This window comes from Nonomuraea sp. NPDC050478 (assembly GCF_044458265.1).
Lineage (GTDB): Bacteria > Actinomycetota > Actinomycetes > Streptosporangiales > Streptosporangiaceae > Nonomuraea > Nonomuraea ferruginea.
Window position 1 is genome coordinate 1,489,400 of record NZ_JBITHT010000001.1, and the last position, 15,342, is coordinate 1,504,741.

13 protein-coding genes are annotated in these 15,342 nt (G+C 71.7%); 6 read left to right on the forward strand and 7 right to left on the reverse strand.

The genetic code is table 11. The features are described from left to right. Nucleotides 1-178: 178 nt before the first annotated feature. Both ACIBF7_RS07165 and ACIBF7_RS07170 read right to left on the reverse strand, forming a co-directional pair. Entirely contained in the window at nucleotides 179-1,438 is a 1,260-nt protein-coding gene (locus tag ACIBF7_RS07165; RefSeq protein ID WP_271276115.1) for an arginine deiminase, read from the reverse strand. A gap of 198 nt (nucleotides 1,439-1,636) precedes the next feature. Continuing rightward, a complete protein-coding gene (locus ACIBF7_RS07170) occupies nucleotides 1,637-4,135 on the reverse strand; it encodes a Zn-binding domain-containing protein (RefSeq protein ID WP_378525353.1) in 2,499 nt (832 codons plus the stop codon). 411 nt (nucleotides 4,136-4,546) lie between these two features. On the opposite strand from ACIBF7_RS07170, the gene ACIBF7_RS07175 reads away from it, so the two are divergent. Beyond that, on the forward strand, nucleotides 4,547-4,897 hold the full coding sequence (locus ACIBF7_RS07175) for an STAS domain-containing protein (RefSeq protein WP_043629845.1): 351 nt from the start codon (nucleotides 4,547-4,549) through the stop codon (nucleotides 4,895-4,897). After that, a complete protein-coding gene (locus ACIBF7_RS07180; protein WP_148036304.1) occupies nucleotides 4,898-5,326 on the forward strand; it encodes an ATP-binding protein in 429 nt (142 codons plus the stop codon). It abuts the gene before it with no gap. A 99-nt stretch (nucleotides 5,327-5,425) separates the two neighbouring features. On the opposite strand, the gene ACIBF7_RS07185 is transcribed toward ACIBF7_RS07180, so the two are convergent. Continuing rightward, nucleotides 5,426-6,223, reverse strand: a complete 798-nt coding sequence (locus ACIBF7_RS07185; protein WP_397196646.1) for an SDR family NAD(P)-dependent oxidoreductase — start codon at nucleotides 6,221-6,223, stop codon at nucleotides 5,426-5,428. Nucleotides 6,224-6,604: 381 nt separating this feature from the next. Between ACIBF7_RS07185 and ACIBF7_RS07190 the strand changes: the two genes are divergently transcribed. Further along, entirely contained in the window at nucleotides 6,605-8,887 is a 2,283-nt protein-coding gene (locus ACIBF7_RS07190) for a sodium-translocating pyrophosphatase (protein WP_148036306.1), read from the forward strand. A gap of 226 nt (nucleotides 8,888-9,113) precedes the next feature. Further along, a complete protein-coding gene (locus ACIBF7_RS07195) occupies nucleotides 9,114-9,581 on the forward strand; it encodes a histidine phosphatase family protein (protein ID WP_364231637.1) in 468 nt (155 codons plus the stop codon). Here ACIBF7_RS07195 and serB read toward each other — a convergent pair. The 3 genes from serB to ACIBF7_RS07210 are packed head-to-tail and all read right to left on the reverse strand — an operon-like array spanning nucleotide 9,553 to nucleotide 12,623. Next, nucleotides 9,553-10,791, reverse strand: coding sequence for a phosphoserine phosphatase SerB (gene serB / locus ACIBF7_RS07200; protein WP_219544816.1), 1,239 nt, complete (start codon nucleotides 10,789-10,791; stop codon nucleotides 9,553-9,555). The genes ACIBF7_RS07195 and serB overlap by 29 nt on opposite strands. Before the next feature lie 51 nt (nucleotides 10,792-10,842). Continuing rightward, nucleotides 10,843-11,913, reverse strand: a complete 1,071-nt coding sequence (locus tag ACIBF7_RS07205; protein ID WP_397196647.1) for an S-adenosylmethionine:tRNA ribosyltransferase-isomerase — start codon at nucleotides 11,911-11,913, stop codon at nucleotides 10,843-10,845. Between the two features lie 53 nt (nucleotides 11,914-11,966). Next, the gene (locus ACIBF7_RS07210) at nucleotides 11,967-12,623 is read right to left on the reverse strand and encodes an SDR family oxidoreductase (protein ID WP_148036309.1); all 657 of its coding nucleotides are present in this window, start codon (nucleotides 12,621-12,623) and stop codon (nucleotides 11,967-11,969) included. Nucleotides 12,624-12,779: 156 nt separating this feature from the next. Here ACIBF7_RS07210 and ACIBF7_RS07215 point away from each other — a divergent pair, with 156 nt between their 5' ends. Together ACIBF7_RS07215 and ACIBF7_RS07220 are read left to right on the forward strand one after the other, a co-directional pair. After that, entirely contained in the window at nucleotides 12,780-13,892 is a 1,113-nt protein-coding gene (locus ACIBF7_RS07215) for a GAF domain-containing sensor histidine kinase (RefSeq protein ID WP_271276121.1), read from the forward strand. Continuing rightward, complete coding sequence (locus ACIBF7_RS07220) at nucleotides 13,889-14,515, forward strand: response regulator transcription factor (RefSeq protein WP_148036310.1); 627 nt, start codon at nucleotides 13,889-13,891, stop codon at nucleotides 14,513-14,515. Before ACIBF7_RS07215 ends, ACIBF7_RS07220 begins: the two co-directional genes overlap by 4 nt. 44 nt (nucleotides 14,516-14,559) lie before the next feature. On the opposite strand, the gene ACIBF7_RS07225 is transcribed toward ACIBF7_RS07220, so the two are convergent. Further along, nucleotides 14,560-15,276: a hypothetical protein gene (locus ACIBF7_RS07225; RefSeq protein ID WP_261809032.1), complete on the reverse strand. Its 717-nt coding sequence runs from the start codon at nucleotides 15,274-15,276 to the stop codon at nucleotides 14,560-14,562. Nucleotides 15,277-15,342: the final 66 nt, after the last annotated feature.

The following is a 15,342-nucleotide window of genomic DNA, read 5'->3' on the forward strand; positions in this document are numbered from 1 at the left end:
CGTGGACTGCATCTCCCAAAAAAGAGAGGCCCCGTAGTGAGTACATGGCTGCAGAGCGGTTCCGTAGTGAGCGCCCGACTGCGCACCTCTCCGGGATCTCGCCGCAAGTGGGACGGGTTGAGGCCCGCAAGATAATCACGACATATGGGATTAACGAGGATGATTACCACATGCGGTGCTAGATGGGAGCCCGCTGGATGGGGCAGGTCATGCAGCGGGCGCCGCCCCGGCCCTTGCCGAGTTCGAAGCCCTCGATCTCGATCACTTCCACGCCCCTGTTCCGCAGCTGCCGGTTGGTGAACTGGTTCTTGTGGTAGCCGATCACCACGCCGGGGGAGAGGGCGAAGAAGTTGTTGCCCGAGTCCCATTGCTCGCGCGCCTGCTGATAGTCGTCGCCGCCGGTGGGGATCAGCTCCAGCTCGCCGATCTCCAGGGCCTCCGCCACCGCGTGCGCGAAGCCGGCGGCCATGTGGACGTCGAGGGTGCCCGGCTTGTCGCCGGGGCGGAGCGCGTATGTGGTGGCCGTCTCCAGGAACGGCGGGTAGACGGCCGCCTTGTTCACGTCCAGGAGGGTGAAAACGGTGTCCAGATGCATGTACGTACGCCGCTTGGGGATCTCGACGGCGATCACCCGGTCGACCGAGCCTCCGCCGAACAGCGACAGGGCGAGGTGCTCCACGGTGCGCGGGTTGGTCCGTTCGCTCAGGCCGATCACCACCGTGCGGTTGCCGATGGGCATCATGTCGCCGCCCTCCATGGCGGCGGCGCCGAAGTCCTCCTCGTCGAACCGTGATTCCTCGCCGCGCTCCGGATACAAGAACGCGAACTCCTCTCCGGCGAACATGGGGTGGAAGTGGTAGATCGTGCTCTGGTTCAACGTCTCCAGCCGGCGGGCGTGGTGGTACATCGGGTTGAGCGACACCCCGCCGTAGAGCCAGGCGACCGGATCGCGCTGGTAGAGGGAGTTCGGCAGCGGCGGCAGCATGAAGTCGTCCATCCGGGCCGAGGCCGCGACCAGGGAGTTCGCCTCCAGGCCGGGGATCCCGTACTCCTGTTTGGTCAGCCCGCCGATGAGGTGGGTGGCCAGCTTCTCGCCACTCCAGCCGGACAGCGTCTCCCGGACGCCGTCCACGAGCGCCGGGCCGACGGTCAGGTGGGTGACGGCCTGCTCCACCGCGTGCCGCTTGGCCTCGAAACTCCCGTCCAGCGCCTCCGCGAGCAGTTCCTGGTGGTAGAAGACCTCGACGCCGTGCTCGCGCAGCACGGCGACGAACGCGTCGTGCTCCCGCTGCGCGTGCTCCACCCAGATGATGTCGTCGAAGAGCAGCCGGTCACGGTTGGCCGGGGTGAGCCGCCTGAGGCTCAGCTCCGGGCGGTGCACGATGACCTTGCGCAGCGTGCCCACCTCCGAGTGGACGCCGAACGACTGATCGGTCATGGCGATTGCCCCCTTGGCGAGTCAGCTGGTGCTCCGGCCGGTCATACCGAACCACTGGAGCCCTGCCCGGAATCGCCCGGCTCGCATCCTCGGCCCGGAGGCTGCCCTCGGCCCGGAGGCTGCCCTCGGCCCGGAGATTGCCCTCGGCCCGGAGGCTGCCCTCGGCCCCGACACTGCCCTCGGCGGGACGGAAGGAGGTCAGGGGCGCAGCAGGGTCGCGAGGAGGCGGAGTGCGCCCTGCTTGTCCAGGGGCTCGTTGCCGTTGCCGCACTTGGGCGACTGGATGCAGGAAGGGCAGCCGCGCTCGCACTCGCAGGAGTCGATGGCCTGGCGCGTGGCCGTCAGCCATTCCCTGGCGCGCGCGTACCCGCGTTCCGCGATGCCGGCGCCGCCCTCGTGGCCGTCGTAGACGAACACCGTGAGCAGGCCGGTGTCCGCGTGCAGCTCCGTCGACACGCCGCCGATGTCCCAGCGGTCGCAGGTCGCGAAGAGGGGGAGCAGACCGATGGCGGCGTGCTCGGCGGCGTGGGCCGATCCGCCCAGGTCGAAGCCCTCCTCGGCCAGGGTGGCGACCTCGGCGGCCGGGAGCGTCCACCAGACGGCGCGGGTGCGGAGGGTGCGCGGCGGCAGGTCCAGCGGCTCGTCGCCGAGGCTCTCGCCCGACTGCGCCCGGCGCTTCAGGTACGAGACGACCTGCCTGGTCACCTCGACCTCGCCGAAGTGGAGGGTGCCGGGCCCGAGAGGATGGGAGCGCAGGGTGGAAAGGACAGAGATGTCGGTGATGTCCCGGGCGAACGTGGAGTAGTCCGGAGCGGCACTCGTGACCAGCGCCACCCCGGCCTCCAGGTCCAGCTCCTCCACGAGGAACGTCTCGCCCTGGTGGAGGTAGACCGCTCCAGTGTGCACGGTCGTGTGCGACGAGGGCTCGTCCACGCTCCCGAGCAGGCGGCCGGTCGAGGACTCGACGACGTGGATCGGCGCGCCGCCGCCGCCGCGGATGTCGGCCAGGTCGGTGGCGCGCTCCCGCCTGGTCCAGTACCAGCCGGCCGGCCGGCGGCGCAGCAGGCCCTCAGTGACGAGGTCGTCGAGCACGCCGCGCGCGGCGTCGCCGAAGACCGTCAGGTCCTGCTCGGTCAGCGGGATCTCCGCCGCGGCGGCGCACAGGTGCGGGCCCAGCACGTACGGGTTGTCCGGGTCGAGGACGATCGCCTCGACGGGCCGGCCGAACAGGGCCTCCGGGTGGTGCACGATGTAGGTGTCGAGCGGGTCGTCACGGGCGATGAGCACGGCCAGCGCGTCCTGGCCCTCGCGCCCCGCGCGGCCGGCCTGCTGCCAGAGCGAGGCGCGGGTGCCCGGCCAGCCGGCGATCAGCACGGCGTCCAGGCCGGACACGTCGACCCCGAGCTCCAGGGCGTTGGTGGTGGCCAGGCCCATCAGCGCGCCGGAGCGCAGAGCCTTCTCCAGCACCCTGCGGTCCTCCGCCAGGTAGCCCGCCCGGTAGGCGGCAACCTTCTCGGGCAGATCCGCCAACCCTTCGTCCTCGGGCCACGCCCACGCCAGCGGCCCACGGGCACCCCCTCCCGCGGACCCGGCCGCGGAATCCCGGGGCTCCTCACGGCCGGTCCGGTTGCCGGTGCCCTCACGAAAGGACGGCATCGGGCTGGCCCCCAGAAGCGGAGGGTCCGCCCTCGTCGGAGAGTGCTCCGCTGTAGAGGGTTCCGCTGAACAGAGTTCCGCTGGGGACGGCTCTGTCGATGAGGGGGCTGATGGTGAGGGTCCGGCTGGTGTGGGTTTCGCCGTGGAGGGTTCTGCCGGACGGGGTTCCGCTGGGGACGGCTCTGTCGATGAGGGTTCCGCCGGAGAGGGCCCGGCTGGAGAGGGGTCCGACGATGGGGGTGTCGATGGACGGGGTGTTGGGTGGGGGGGTCCGAGGGGGGAGGGGTGGGGGCCGTGGGCGGAGAGGGAGAAGGCGACGTCGGAGAGTTTGGCGCGGGCCTGGAGCGCCACCGTCTCGGCGCCGCGACGGCTGCGGACGAACGCGAGCGTGCGGACGTCGGCCAGCACCAGGTCCGCCAGCAGGTCGGCGGCCTCGGCCGTGGCCGTCCGGCGCACCGGGGCCCCCTTCTCGCCCCTGAGCTCCGTCAGCGGCGGCTCCCACAGCGCGATGGTGGTCGAGCCCTTGGGAGAGGCGTCCGCCGTCACCTCGTCCACGTCGAGCCCGGTCAGCCGCTTGGCGAACTCGCCGGGCTCGCTCGCCGTGGCCGAGGCCAGCAGGAAGGCCGGCGACGACCCGTACCTGGCGCAGACGCGGCGCAGGCGGCGCAGGATCTGCGCCACGTGCGACCCGAACACGCCCCGGTAGCCGTGACACTCGTCCACGACCACCAGCCGCAGCCGGCGGAAGAACAGCGACCACTGGGCGTGCCTGGGCAGGATGCTCCGGTGCAGCATGTCGGGGTTGGTGAGCACGTAGTTGGCGTGCTTGCGCACCCAGGTGCGCTCCTCGAACGGGGTGTCGCCGTCGAAGCAGGCGGCCCGCACCTGGGTGATGCGCAGGTCATGGATGCCGCGAAGCTGGTCGGCGGCGAGGGCCTTGGTGGGTGTGAGGTACAACACGGTGCCGCCGTCGAGACAGGCGGTGACCGCCGGGGTCAGGTAGGCCAGCGACTTGCCGGAGGCCGTCCCCGTAGAAATGATCACGTTTCGGCCACAATGGGCCAGGTCAGCGGCCTCGTACTGGTGTTGCCACAGCCCCGCCACGCCCTGGTTCGCCAAGCGCGTAACCAGGAGTTCGGGCGCCCATTTGGGCCATCCCACTTGACCCGCCTGACGTGCTGGAACATGCTCCACATGGGTGACACGCTCGTGACGTGCGGGTATGCCGAGCAGGTGCTGGAGGAGTGGACCTGGTCGGTGTGGGGAGGAAGCGGAGGAAGTCACTGTTTCCAGTCTGCATCCGTGGGCAAAGTCGCCGGGAATCGTGATTTCGTATAGACACAAGCCAGACGCGTGGTTGAATGCCGCGCGTCAGGGTCCGACAGTCGGGAGCATCGCTCCAGACTGCCAGGCCCGCAAGAGTACTTTCGCAGGCGAGGCGCTGGAGGATCTGTGGATCTGAAGTTGGATCACCGCACCGAAGACCGACTCACCATCGTGGAGGTCGAAGGTGAGATCGATGTTTACACGGCGCCGAGATTGCGTGAGCTCCTCATCGACCTGGTGAACAAGGGAAACTTCCACCTCCTGGTCAACATGGAGAAGGTCGACTTCCTCGACTCGACGGGGCTTGGCGTCCTGGTGGGCGGACTCAAGCGGGTCCGCGCCCACGACGGCTCGCTCGAACTGGTCTGCACCCAGGAGCGCATCCTCAAGATCTTCCGGATCACCGGTCTGACCAAGGTCTTCGGGATCTACGCTTCGGTCGACGAGGCCAAGGAAGCTCACGGCAAAGACAAGTAGATGGCCACCGTCGAGCTGACGTTCAGCGCTCTTCCCGCGCACGTGCGCACCGCGCGGCTGGTGGCCACTGCGATCGCCAGGCGCACCGGCGTGGAGGAGTCCTTGCTGGACGAGGTCCGGCTCGCCGTGGGTGAGGCGTGTTCCCGGGCGGTCGAGGCGCATCGCGCCCACTGTCCGGGTGAGCCCATCCGCATCGAGCTCAAGGACGACTCGGGGCGCTTCGAGGTCACGGTCAGCGACCAGGCGCCCAGTGATGAGATCAAGCAGGAGCAGCCCCTCGACCTGGGAATGCTTTCCGACTCGTTCATGTCCGGCTTCGGTATCGCGGTGATCGCGGGGCTGGCGGACGACGTGGAGGTGTTCCCGAGTCCCAAGGGCATGCGGATCCGCATGAGCTGGCCGGCCGCCACCAACGGCCATCTCCGCTGACGTGCCTTTCCGGCCGTCGGGCTTGAGCTTGGCGAAGGACGTCTCCTGACCGCTGCGGTCAAGGAGACGTCCTTCGCGTTACGACGCCGGGCTGACCGGTCACCGTTGCGACAGGGGATCCCCGTCGAACGCCTCGGCGAGCGTGATGACCCTGCCGCCGCGTTCGGCGATCTCGGCGGCCCGCAGGACGAGGATCTCGAGGTCGTCGCGCGCGTGGATGAACCGGCCCGCGAGTGCGTCGAGACGTCCCCGCGCGATGGCGAGCACGCCGTCCACCGCCTGTTCCATCGACGTCCACGAGTCGTCCCTGGCCCCGGGGAGGTCGCCGAGGTCGCTGGTCAGTTCCGTGCGGACCCGGCCGGGGCTGTAGTCGAACGCCAGCACCCCCGTGCCCGCGAGTCCCGCCGACAGCGCCGCGGTGAGCTTGGCCAGCGCGGCCTTGGACACGCTGTAGGCCGTCTGCGTGGGCAGCGTCCACACCCCGAGCAGGCTGTTGACGTTGACGATCCGGCCGCTGCCGCGGGCCAGCATGCCGGGCACCACCGCGTGGACGTACAGCATCGGGCCGAGCACGTTCGTCGTGACGGTGCCCCACCACTCCTCGGGGTCCGACTCCCAGACCGGCGCCTCGTGCGGCTCGGCCGCGCCCGCGTTGTTGACCAGCAGGTCGATCGGGCCGAGGACGCGCTCGGCGGTCTCGACGACGGCGGTCACGGCCCGCGGGTCGGTGACGTCGCCGGGCAGTGCCAGCACGTCACCCTCGCCGCCCAGCTCGGCCGCGAGCGCGTCCAGGGCCTCCGCCGACCGGGCCGTGACCCCGACCCGCATCCCCGCCTGGTGGAGTCGCACGGCCAGCGCCCTGCCGATGCCGCGGCTCGCCCCCGTCACCAGGGCCACCGATCCTCTTGGTCCGCTCATCATCGCCACCCCCCACGGTCCCGCTACCCGCTGACCTGGCCCGGATGCTCGGCCTCAGGAGAGGCGTATTTCGGTCGTACCTTTTCAGGCCGTAGTCATGACCGTAAACCAACGGATATTTCACCAGTCAAGTCGCAATACACCCCGCTGTCAGCGGCTTACTGACCAGGCGCGCAAATGCCCGGCTCCAGAGCCTTCATATCTGCGTATCCCCTGCGTAGACTCCCGGCACCGGCCAAGGTGATCCGGCACTAACAGCGGATTCAACCGGAAGCGGCACCCACAACCCGGATGGTGCCGCACCGCCCGCCTACATTGCAGCGCCACCGGGCAGGACGACCGGTCTTGCCGAGGAGAACGATGTCTAGGCACATGCTGGCACTGGAGCCAGCGTCCAATCTGACCCTTAGCGGAAACAATCTCACCATCGTGATCGTGGTCGCCGCGGTCGCGCTGATCGCGCTAGCCGTCGCCGGCGGTCTGGTGCGTGAGGTGCTCGCCGCCGACCAGGGCACGGAGCGCATGCAGAACATCGCCCGTGCCGTCCAGGAAGGGGCCGCGGCGTACCTGACGCGGCAGTTCCGCACCCTGGCGATCTTCGTCGTGATCATACCCTTCCTGCTGCTCCTCCTACCGGGCGAAACCGACGTACGGATCGGGCGCTCGATCTTCTTCGTGGTCGGCGCGGTGTTCTCCGCGCTGACCGGCTTCATGGGCATGTGGCTGGCGGTGCGCGGCAACGTGCGCGTGGCCGCCGCGGCCCGCGACTCGGGCGAGCAGCGCGCCATGCGCATCGCCTTCCGTACGGGCGGCGTCGCCGGCATGTTCACCGTGGGCCTCGGCCTGCTCGGCGCGGCCGTGGTCGTCTTCCTCTACCAGGGCGACGCGCCCGGCGTGCTGGAGGGCTTCGGCTTCGGCGCGGCGCTGCTCGCCATGTTCATGCGGGTCGGCGGCGGCATCTTCACCAAGGCCGCGGACGTCGGCGCCGACCTGGTCGGCAAGGTCGAGCAGGGCATTCCCGAGGACGACCCGCGCAACGCCGCCACCATCGCCGACAACGTGGGCGACAACGTCGGCGACTGCGCCGGCATGGCGGCCGACCTGTTCGAGTCGTACGCGGTCATGCTGGTCGCGAGCCTCATCCTGGGCCGGGTGGCCTTCGGCGAGCAGGGTCTGATCTTCCCGCTCATCGTCCCGATGATCGGCGTGCTGACCGCCATCATCGGCATCTTCGTCACCCGCCTGCGCGCCAAGGACCGCAACGGCATGGCGGCCATCAACCGCAGCTTCTTCATCTCGGCCGGCATCTCCGCGGTCCTGGTCGCGGCCGCCGCCTTCTGGTACCTTCCCGCCACCTTCGACGGCCTGGCCGGCGCGCAGGTGCAGTCCGACGCCGACCCGCGGGTCATCGCCATCGGCGCGGTGCTCATCGGCCTGGTCCTGGCCAGCGCCATCCAGTTGCTCACCGGCTACTTCACCGAGACCAACCGGCGCCCGGTCCGCGAGATCGGCGAGAGCTCCCGTACCGGCCCGGCGACCGTCATCCTGGCCGGCATCAGCGTCGGCCTGGAGTCGGCGGTCTACTCGGCGCTGATCATCGGCGCGGCGGTGTACGGCGCGTTCCTGCTCGGCTTCGGCAACGTGACGGTGGCGCTGTTCGCCGTCGCCCTGGCCGGCACCGGCCTGCTGACCACGGTCGGCGTCATCGTCTCGATGGACACCTTCGGCCCCGTCTCCGACAACGCCCAGGGCATCGCCGAGATGTCCGGCGACGTCGAGGGCGAGGGCGCCCGCGTCCTCACCAGCCTGGACGCGGTCGGCAACACCACCAAGGCCATCACCAAGGGCATCGCGATCGCGACGGCCGTGCTGGCCGCCACGGCGCTGTTCGGCGCGTTCCGCACCGCCGTCGAAGGCGAGCTGCCGGCCGGCAGCGTGTTCAGCCTCGGCATCGACGCGCCCAACGTGCTGGTCGGCCTGATCATCGGCGCGGCCGTGGTGTTCCTGTTCTCCGGGCTGGCCATCATGGCGGTCGGCCGGGCGGCGATGCGGGTGGTCTTCGAGGTACGCGAGCAGTTCCGCAGCAAGCCGGGCATCATGCAGGGCACCGAGCTGCCCGACTACGGGCGCGTGGTCGACATCTGCACCCGCGACTCGCTCCGCGAGCTGGCCACGCCCGGCCTGCTCGCGGTCATGACGCCGATAGCCGTCGGCTTCGCGCTCGGGTACGCGCCGCTGGGCGCGTTCCTGGCGGGCGCGATCGCCGCCGGCACCCTGATGGCCGTCTTCCTGTCCAACTCGGGCGGCGCCTGGGACAACGCCAAGAAGCTGGTCGAGGACGGACACCACGGCGGCAAGGGCTCCGAGGCACACGCCGCCACGGTCATCGGCGACACGGTCGGCGACCCGTTCAAGGACACCGCGGGCCCGGCCATCAACCCGCTGATCAAGGTGATGAACCTCGTCGCGCTGCTGGTGGCCCCGGCCGTGGTGCTGTGGGCCGACAACGTCGGGCTCCGCGTCGGCATCGCGGTGGTCGCGGTGGCCGTGGTCGTCGGCGCCATCATCGTCTCCAAGCGCCGCTCGGTGACGGCCGAGCCGGCCAACGACAACGACCGCGACAAGGAACCCGTCGCGTCCTGACACCGTTCCACCACGACGCCCGCTCCTCGACACCGAGGGGCGGGCGTCGTCGTCCGGCCACGCCGGAGGGTGATACGCGGAGTGGCCTTGTTCGGTGGGAAACTGGGCAGATGGACAACAAGCCGCCGTCCGGCGGGAAGACCCTGGCCGTCATCCTGCTCGCGATGCTTGCCATCATGGCGGTGATCGCGATGCTGGCCGTCTGGGCGTCGAGAGGATGACCGAGGTGCGAACGCTGATCCTGCTCCGTCACGCCAAGGCGGCCCAGGCGCCTGGGTTGCCCGACAAGGACCGGGCGCTGACCGACCGGGGCGAGCGCGACGCCAAGCGGGCCGGTGAGGAGCTGCGGATGCTCGGGCTGGAGCCGGAGGTGGTGCTCTGCTCGCCGGCCCGGCGCACCCGCCGCACGGCGGAGCTGGCCTTCCCCGGCGTCGAGGTGCGGTACGAGCCGGCGATCTACCAGGCCTACCCGGAGGAGCTGCTGGAGCGGCTGCGCCTGCTCGACCCCGATCACGGCACGGTGGCGCTGTGCGGGCACAACCCGGCCGTGCACGAGCTGGCGCTGATGCTCGCGGAGGGCGACTACCTGTTCCGGCCGGGCACGTTCGCGGTGATCAAGACAGCGGTGCCGTGGCCCGAGCTGTCGGCCGGTGAGGGAGAGCTGGTCACGAGCTGGGGTCCGCAGCACGACTGACGAGCAGCGCGTCCTCGGCGTCGGCGGCCTCGACCTCGTCGCGGGAGATGCCGAGCAGGTAGAGGATCGAGTCGAGGTAGGGCGTGTTGACCGCGGTGTCGGCCGCCTGGCGCACCACGGGCTTGGCGTTGAACGCGATGCCCAGCCCTGCCGCCGCGATCATGTCGAGGTCGTTGGCCCCGTCGCCGATGGCCACGGTCTGGCTGATCGGCACCCCCGCCTCGCTGGCGAACCGCTCCAGCGCGCGGGCCTTGCCGGGCCGGTCGACGATCTCGCCGACGAGCCGGCCGGTCAGCTTGCCGTCGATGACCTCCAGCACGTTCGCCGCCGAGTAGTCGATGCCGAGCTCCTCCACGAGCGTGTCGGTGATCTGCGTGAAGCCGCCGCTGACGATGGCGAAGCGGTAGTCGAGCCGCTTGAGCGTGCGGACCAGGGTGCGGGCGCCGGGGGTGAGCACGACCTCACCGCGCACCCGCTCGAACACCTCGGCGGGCAGCCCTTCGAGCTGGGCGACCCGGCGGCGCAGCGACTCGGCGAAGTCGAGCTCGCCGCGCATGGCCGCCTCGGTGACCTTGGCGACCTCGTCGAGGCAGCCGGCGTGCTTGGCCAGCAGCTCGATGACCTCACCCTGGATGAGGGTGGAGTCGACGTCCATGACGATGAGCCGCTTGGCCCGCCTGGACAGCCCGGTGCGCTGCACGGCCACGTCGACCTGCTGGGCGGCGGCCTCGGCGGCGAGCTGGACGCGCAGCTCGTCGGGGTTGGCGCCGGAGACGGACAGCTCGATGCAGGTCACCGGCCACTGGGCCAGCCGCTCGATGCGGTCGATGTTGGCGCCGGCGGCGGCGATCCGGCGGGCGATGCCGGCGATGGCCGCGGGCTGGAGCGTGGCGCCGAGCACGCTGACCGACAGGCGGCCGCGGCGGCGGTGCTCCTTGGCCAGGGAGCCGGTGGACAGCTCCACCTCCATGCCCAGGTCCTCGGCGATCCGCTCGACGGCGGTCCACATGGCGCCGAGGGTGCTGCCGGTGCCGGTGGACGGCCCTCCGGCGTAGGCGACCAGGACGCCGAGCGTGAGCCGGCCGCGGATGACGACCTGCTCGATGTCGGCCACGGTCACGGGGAAGCCCGACAGGACGGAGAACAGGCGCGAGGTCACGCCTGGCCGGTCGGGGCCGGTGAAGGTGATCAAGAGGGTGCGCTGGTCCACATTCAGCCACGGTACTGCGCCCGCCCCGATGCCCGCGCCGCAGGTCCTGCTTTACGTCCGCAAGATCAGGTGGGCGTCGCCGAACTCGTGCCACAGGTAACGTTCCCGCAGCGCCGCCTCGTACGCCGCGCGGAGCGGGCGCTCGCCGGCGACCGCGGTCAGCATCATGAGGTGGCTGGAGCGCGGTTCGTGCAGGCCGGTGATGAGCCCCGTGACCGCCCGCACCCCCGTCGCGGGCGTCACGACGTGGGTGGTCCAGCCCTCGGACGCGGTCACCAGGCCGCCGGCGGCGGCGGTCTCCAGCGCCCGCACCACCGTGGTGCCGGCGGCGACCACCCGCCTTCCGCTCCCCAGGGTCAGGTCGACCAGGCGGGCCGTGGCCTCCGGCACCGCGTAGCGCTCGGCGTACGGTGGCTCGTCCTTCTCCGGCGAGGCCACCCCCGTGTGCAGGGTGATCGGCGCGATGCCGACGCCGCGCGCCACCAGCGCCGTGACCAGCTCCGGCGTGAACGGCCGCGCGGCGCTGGGCATCTCCGCGCTGCCCGGCACGGTCGCGAACACCGTCTGGTACGCCTCGATCGGCCAGTCCCTGGTGACGTACGCGTACCGGATCGGGGCCCCGTACCCGCGCAGGTAAGTCTCCACGTCGCGGTCGAGCACGGCCCGCCACAGCCGGGGCGTCTCGCGAGCGACGAGCCGCAGCGTGGCGCCTCCCGGCAGCGGCAGCCACTCGCCGGGCGCGCCGCCGCGGTACTGCTCGGTCGCGGTGGCGGTACGGCGGCGCAGCTCGACGAGCCAGGTGCCGTCCGGGCGCGCGGTGGAGAAGTGCACCGCGAGCCGGTCCAGCCGCACGGCGGCGGGCAGCGTCGCCGAGTTGTTGACCACGATCAGGTCGCCCGGGTCGAGCAGGCCGGGCAGGTCGGTGAAGCGGTGGTGCGCCGGCTCGCCGTCACCCGCCGAGACCAGCAGGCGGACCCCGTCCCTGCCCACCCCGCGCGCCTCCGGCGGCTCCTGCGCTGACAGCGCGGGCGGCAGAACGAAGTCGAACGCGGCGTTCGCCACCTCGGCCGTCACCTCGGCCGTCACCTCGGCCGTCACCTCGGCCGTCACCGCGGTTGTCACCGCGGTCGTTGCGGGGGATGCGGCGGTCGTCTCGGGGGGCGTCGTCGGGCGGGTCACTGGAGGGTCACCCGGCCGCTGGCGGGACGGGTGCGTACGAGGTCGTGCAGGGCGGCGGCGACCTTGGCCGGGTCGGTGGCGGACGCGGCCTCGTCCGCGCCGACGGCGTCGGCCAGCATCCGGGTGTTCATCTCGCCCGGGTCGGTCCACCAGACCGCCAGCTCGGGCTCCTCGGCGGCGAGCACGTTCGAGAGCTGATCCAGCGCCGCCTTGGTGGCCCCGTACCCGCCCCATCCCTCGTACGCGCCGGTGGCGGCGTCGGAGGTGACGTTGACGACGGCGCCCCGCCGGGCGCGCAGCGCGGGCAGCGTGGCCTGGATGAGGGCGAGCGGCGCGGTGACGTTGGTCTCCAGCAGGACGCGGAAGGCCTCCAGCGGGTAGCCCGCCAGCGGCGGCAGCGGCGTGGCCCCGAGGCCGCTGGCGTTGTTGACCAGGAGGTCCAGCTCGGGGACGGCGTCCGCCAGGCGGCGGACGTGCGCGGGTTCGGTGACGTCGCCCGGGATGGCGGTGGCGCCCAGCTCGGCCGCGGCCCGTTCCAGCTCGTTCACGCCGCGCGCGGTGAGCACGAGACGCCAGCCCGCCTCCGCCAGTGACCGCGCGAGCGCGAGGCCGAGTCCGCGGGAGGCGCCGGTGATGAGTGCGGTGTTCGTCATGTTCGTGACGTTAGGAACGCGCCGCCGTCCACACATCGGGCCGTGGTCCCGTGGCCGCCTGGGCACTTCGTCCTAGGACCTTCCCGGCGCCGGTCGAGAGTCCCGCGGAGGTCACCGGCGCCCGGTCCCCGGTTCGCCCGTCAGTAGAGTGATGGCGTGACGGCCGAACGCGACGAGATCCTGCAGGCGGTGAGCTCCGCGGTGCTGGCGGTCACCCGCCATCTGTCGGTGCGCGAGGTGCTGCAGGTCATCGTACGCTCGGCGCGGCGGCTGCTGGACGCCCGCTACGCCGCGCTGGGGGTGCCCGACGAGGACGGCTCGTTCGCGGAGTTCGTCGCCGAGGGCATCACCGACAAGCAGTGGGAGGCGATCGGGCCCCTCCCGCGCCAGCACGGCATGCTGGGCGCGATGCTCCGCGAGGGCGCCCCGGTGCGCCTGGCCGACCTGCGCGCCGACCCCAGGTTCGAATACTGGCCGCAGGCGCATCCGGTGATGAAGGACTTCCTCGGCGTCCCCATCACCGACGGCGGCGAGGTGCTCGGCATCATCTTCCTGGCCAACAAGCGCGCGGGCGGCTTCACCGAGGCCGACCAGGACCTGCTCCAGGTGTTCGCGGCGCACGCCGCCATGGCGCTGGCCAACGCCCGGCTCTACGAACGGAGCCGGGAGCTGGCGATGCTGGAGGAACGCAACCGGGTGGCCCGCGAGCTGCACGACGCCGTCACCCAGAAGCTGTTCTCGCTGCGGCTGAGCGCCCAGGCGGCGGGGGCCATGCTGAAGTCGGAGCCCGACAGGGCCGCGGCCGAGCTGGAGCGGGTGCAGCGGCTGGCGGGGGAGGCGCTGGGCGAGCTGCGGGCGGTGATCGTCGAGCTGCGGCCCGCCGAGCTGGACCGCCACGGGCTGGCCGAGACGCTGCGCAAGCACGTGCGGATGCTCGACCGCCTGCACCCCGCGCGCGTCACGTACGAGGCGGACGAGCTGCCGCCGCTGGACTCCGCCGCGGAGGTGGCCGTGCTCAGGGTGGCCCAGGAGGCGCTGCACAACGCGCTGCGCCACGCCGAGGCCGCGCGGGTGACCGTGCGGCTGTCGTACGAGGGCGGCGGGCTGGCCCTGACCGTCGAGGACGACGGCACGGGCTTCGAGCAGGGCGCCTCGCGCGGGCTGGGCCTGATCTCGATGAAGGACCGGGCCGAGTCGGTGGGCGGCCGGATGACCGTCAGCTCGGCCCCCGGGAAGGGGACGACCGTGCGTATGGAGGTGTGCGGGTGATCCGGGTGCTGGTCGCCGACGACCATCCGGTGGTGCGTCAGGGGCTGCGCACGTTCCTCGACCTGCAGGACGACATCACGGTCGTGGGCGAGGCGGGCGACGGCGCGCGCGCCGTCGAGCTGGTCCGCGAGCTCGCGCCCGACGTGCTGCTGCTCGACCTCAAGATGCCGGTGCTGGACGGGCTGGCCACGCTGGGCGAGCTGACCGGCGCCGCGACCCGGGTGCTGGTGCTGACCTCGGTGAGCGACAGGGCCGACGTGGGCCCCGCGATGCGGGCGGGCGCGTCCGGCTTCCTCTACAAGGACGTCGACCCGACGGCGCTGGTGCGGGCCGTGCGGGCCGTGCACAGCGGGCAGGTGCTGCTCGCGCCGGAGGCGGCCGAGGCGATGCTGGCGGGCGGCGAGGGCGCGCGGCCGGCGGGGGGTCCGCCCGTGCCGCTGACCGACCGCGAGCGCGAGGTGCTGAAACTGATCGCGGCCGGCCGGTCCAACCGCGAGATCGCCCGCAGCCTCGCGGTCGCCGAGAAGACGGTCAAGACCCACGTCTCCAACGTGCTGATGAAGCTCGGCGTGCAGGACCGCACCCAGGCCGCCCTCTACGCCGTGCGCCACGGCCTGTCCTGATCCCTCAGGGCGTCCCTGAAGGGCTCGAAGGCGGCGTGCCGGGGTCAGAGGTTCCTGACGGGCTCGAAGATGGCGTGGTGGGCCGCGACGATCGCGCGACGCACGGCGCGGTCCAGCTCGCGCACCGCGGCGCCGCGGGAGGCGATCTCGCCGGAGGTGAGCCCGCGCTCCTCGGCCAGGCGCAGCACCGCGCCCAACCGGGTGGCCAGCGCCGACACCCGGTGGGCGCGCGCCGGATAGCCGGGGGCCAGCTCGCCGCCGTCCGGCACGTGCGACGGCCGCTCCCGCGCGGGCCCGCCCGCCGCGGCCAGCGCCTGGGTCGCGTCCCGCATCGCCTCCGACAGCTCGCGCTCGGCCTCGGCGACGGACGGCAGGTCCTGCCGTACCGGCCCGGCCTCGTGCACGTCCAGCTTGACTCCCACGTACGAGGAACCGCGCAGATCGAGCGAGGGCACCAGCCCGAGCCGGGTGTCGTCGAGCACGGCGATGGCGGCCTGCCCGGCGTCGACCGCCGCCGAGTTGAACCCGGGCGGCCCGGAGAGCCCGAGCGGGTCACCGGGCGCCGGCAGGGCGAGCCGGAACCCGCTCAGGCCACCGGAGCGAAGGTTGGCCAGGTATTTACGCAGCGGAACCTCGCCCACGACAGCGGGGCCGCCGACCTCTTCGACGTGGTCGGCCGCCTCGTCCAGGCCGATGTGGCCGGAGAGCCAGGCGTTACCCCAGGCGACGAGCACGGGACAGATAGGCGATTCAGGGCGCACCGATCCACGATAAGCGCTCGCCCTGCAATAGGTTTGTCCCCAGGGTTACTCCTCAAGGAGGGATCG

Bases quoted from the DNA above. Each gene is read 5' to 3' on its own strand.
- ACIBF7_RS07165 (WP_271276115.1), bottom strand. From the start codon at position 1,438: ATGACCGATCAGTCGTTCGGCGTCCACTCGGAGGTGGGCACGCTGCGC.
- ACIBF7_RS07190 (WP_148036306.1), top strand. From the start codon at position 6,605: ATGTCTAGGCACATGCTGGCACTGGAGCCAGCGTCCAATCTGACCCTT.
- ACIBF7_RS07180 (WP_148036304.1), top strand. From the start codon at position 4,898: ATGGCCACCGTCGAGCTGACGTTCAGCGCTCTTCCCGCGCACGTGCGC.
- ACIBF7_RS07210 (WP_148036309.1), bottom strand. From the start codon at position 12,623: ATGACGAACACCGCACTCATCACCGGCGCCTCCCGCGGACTCGGCCTC.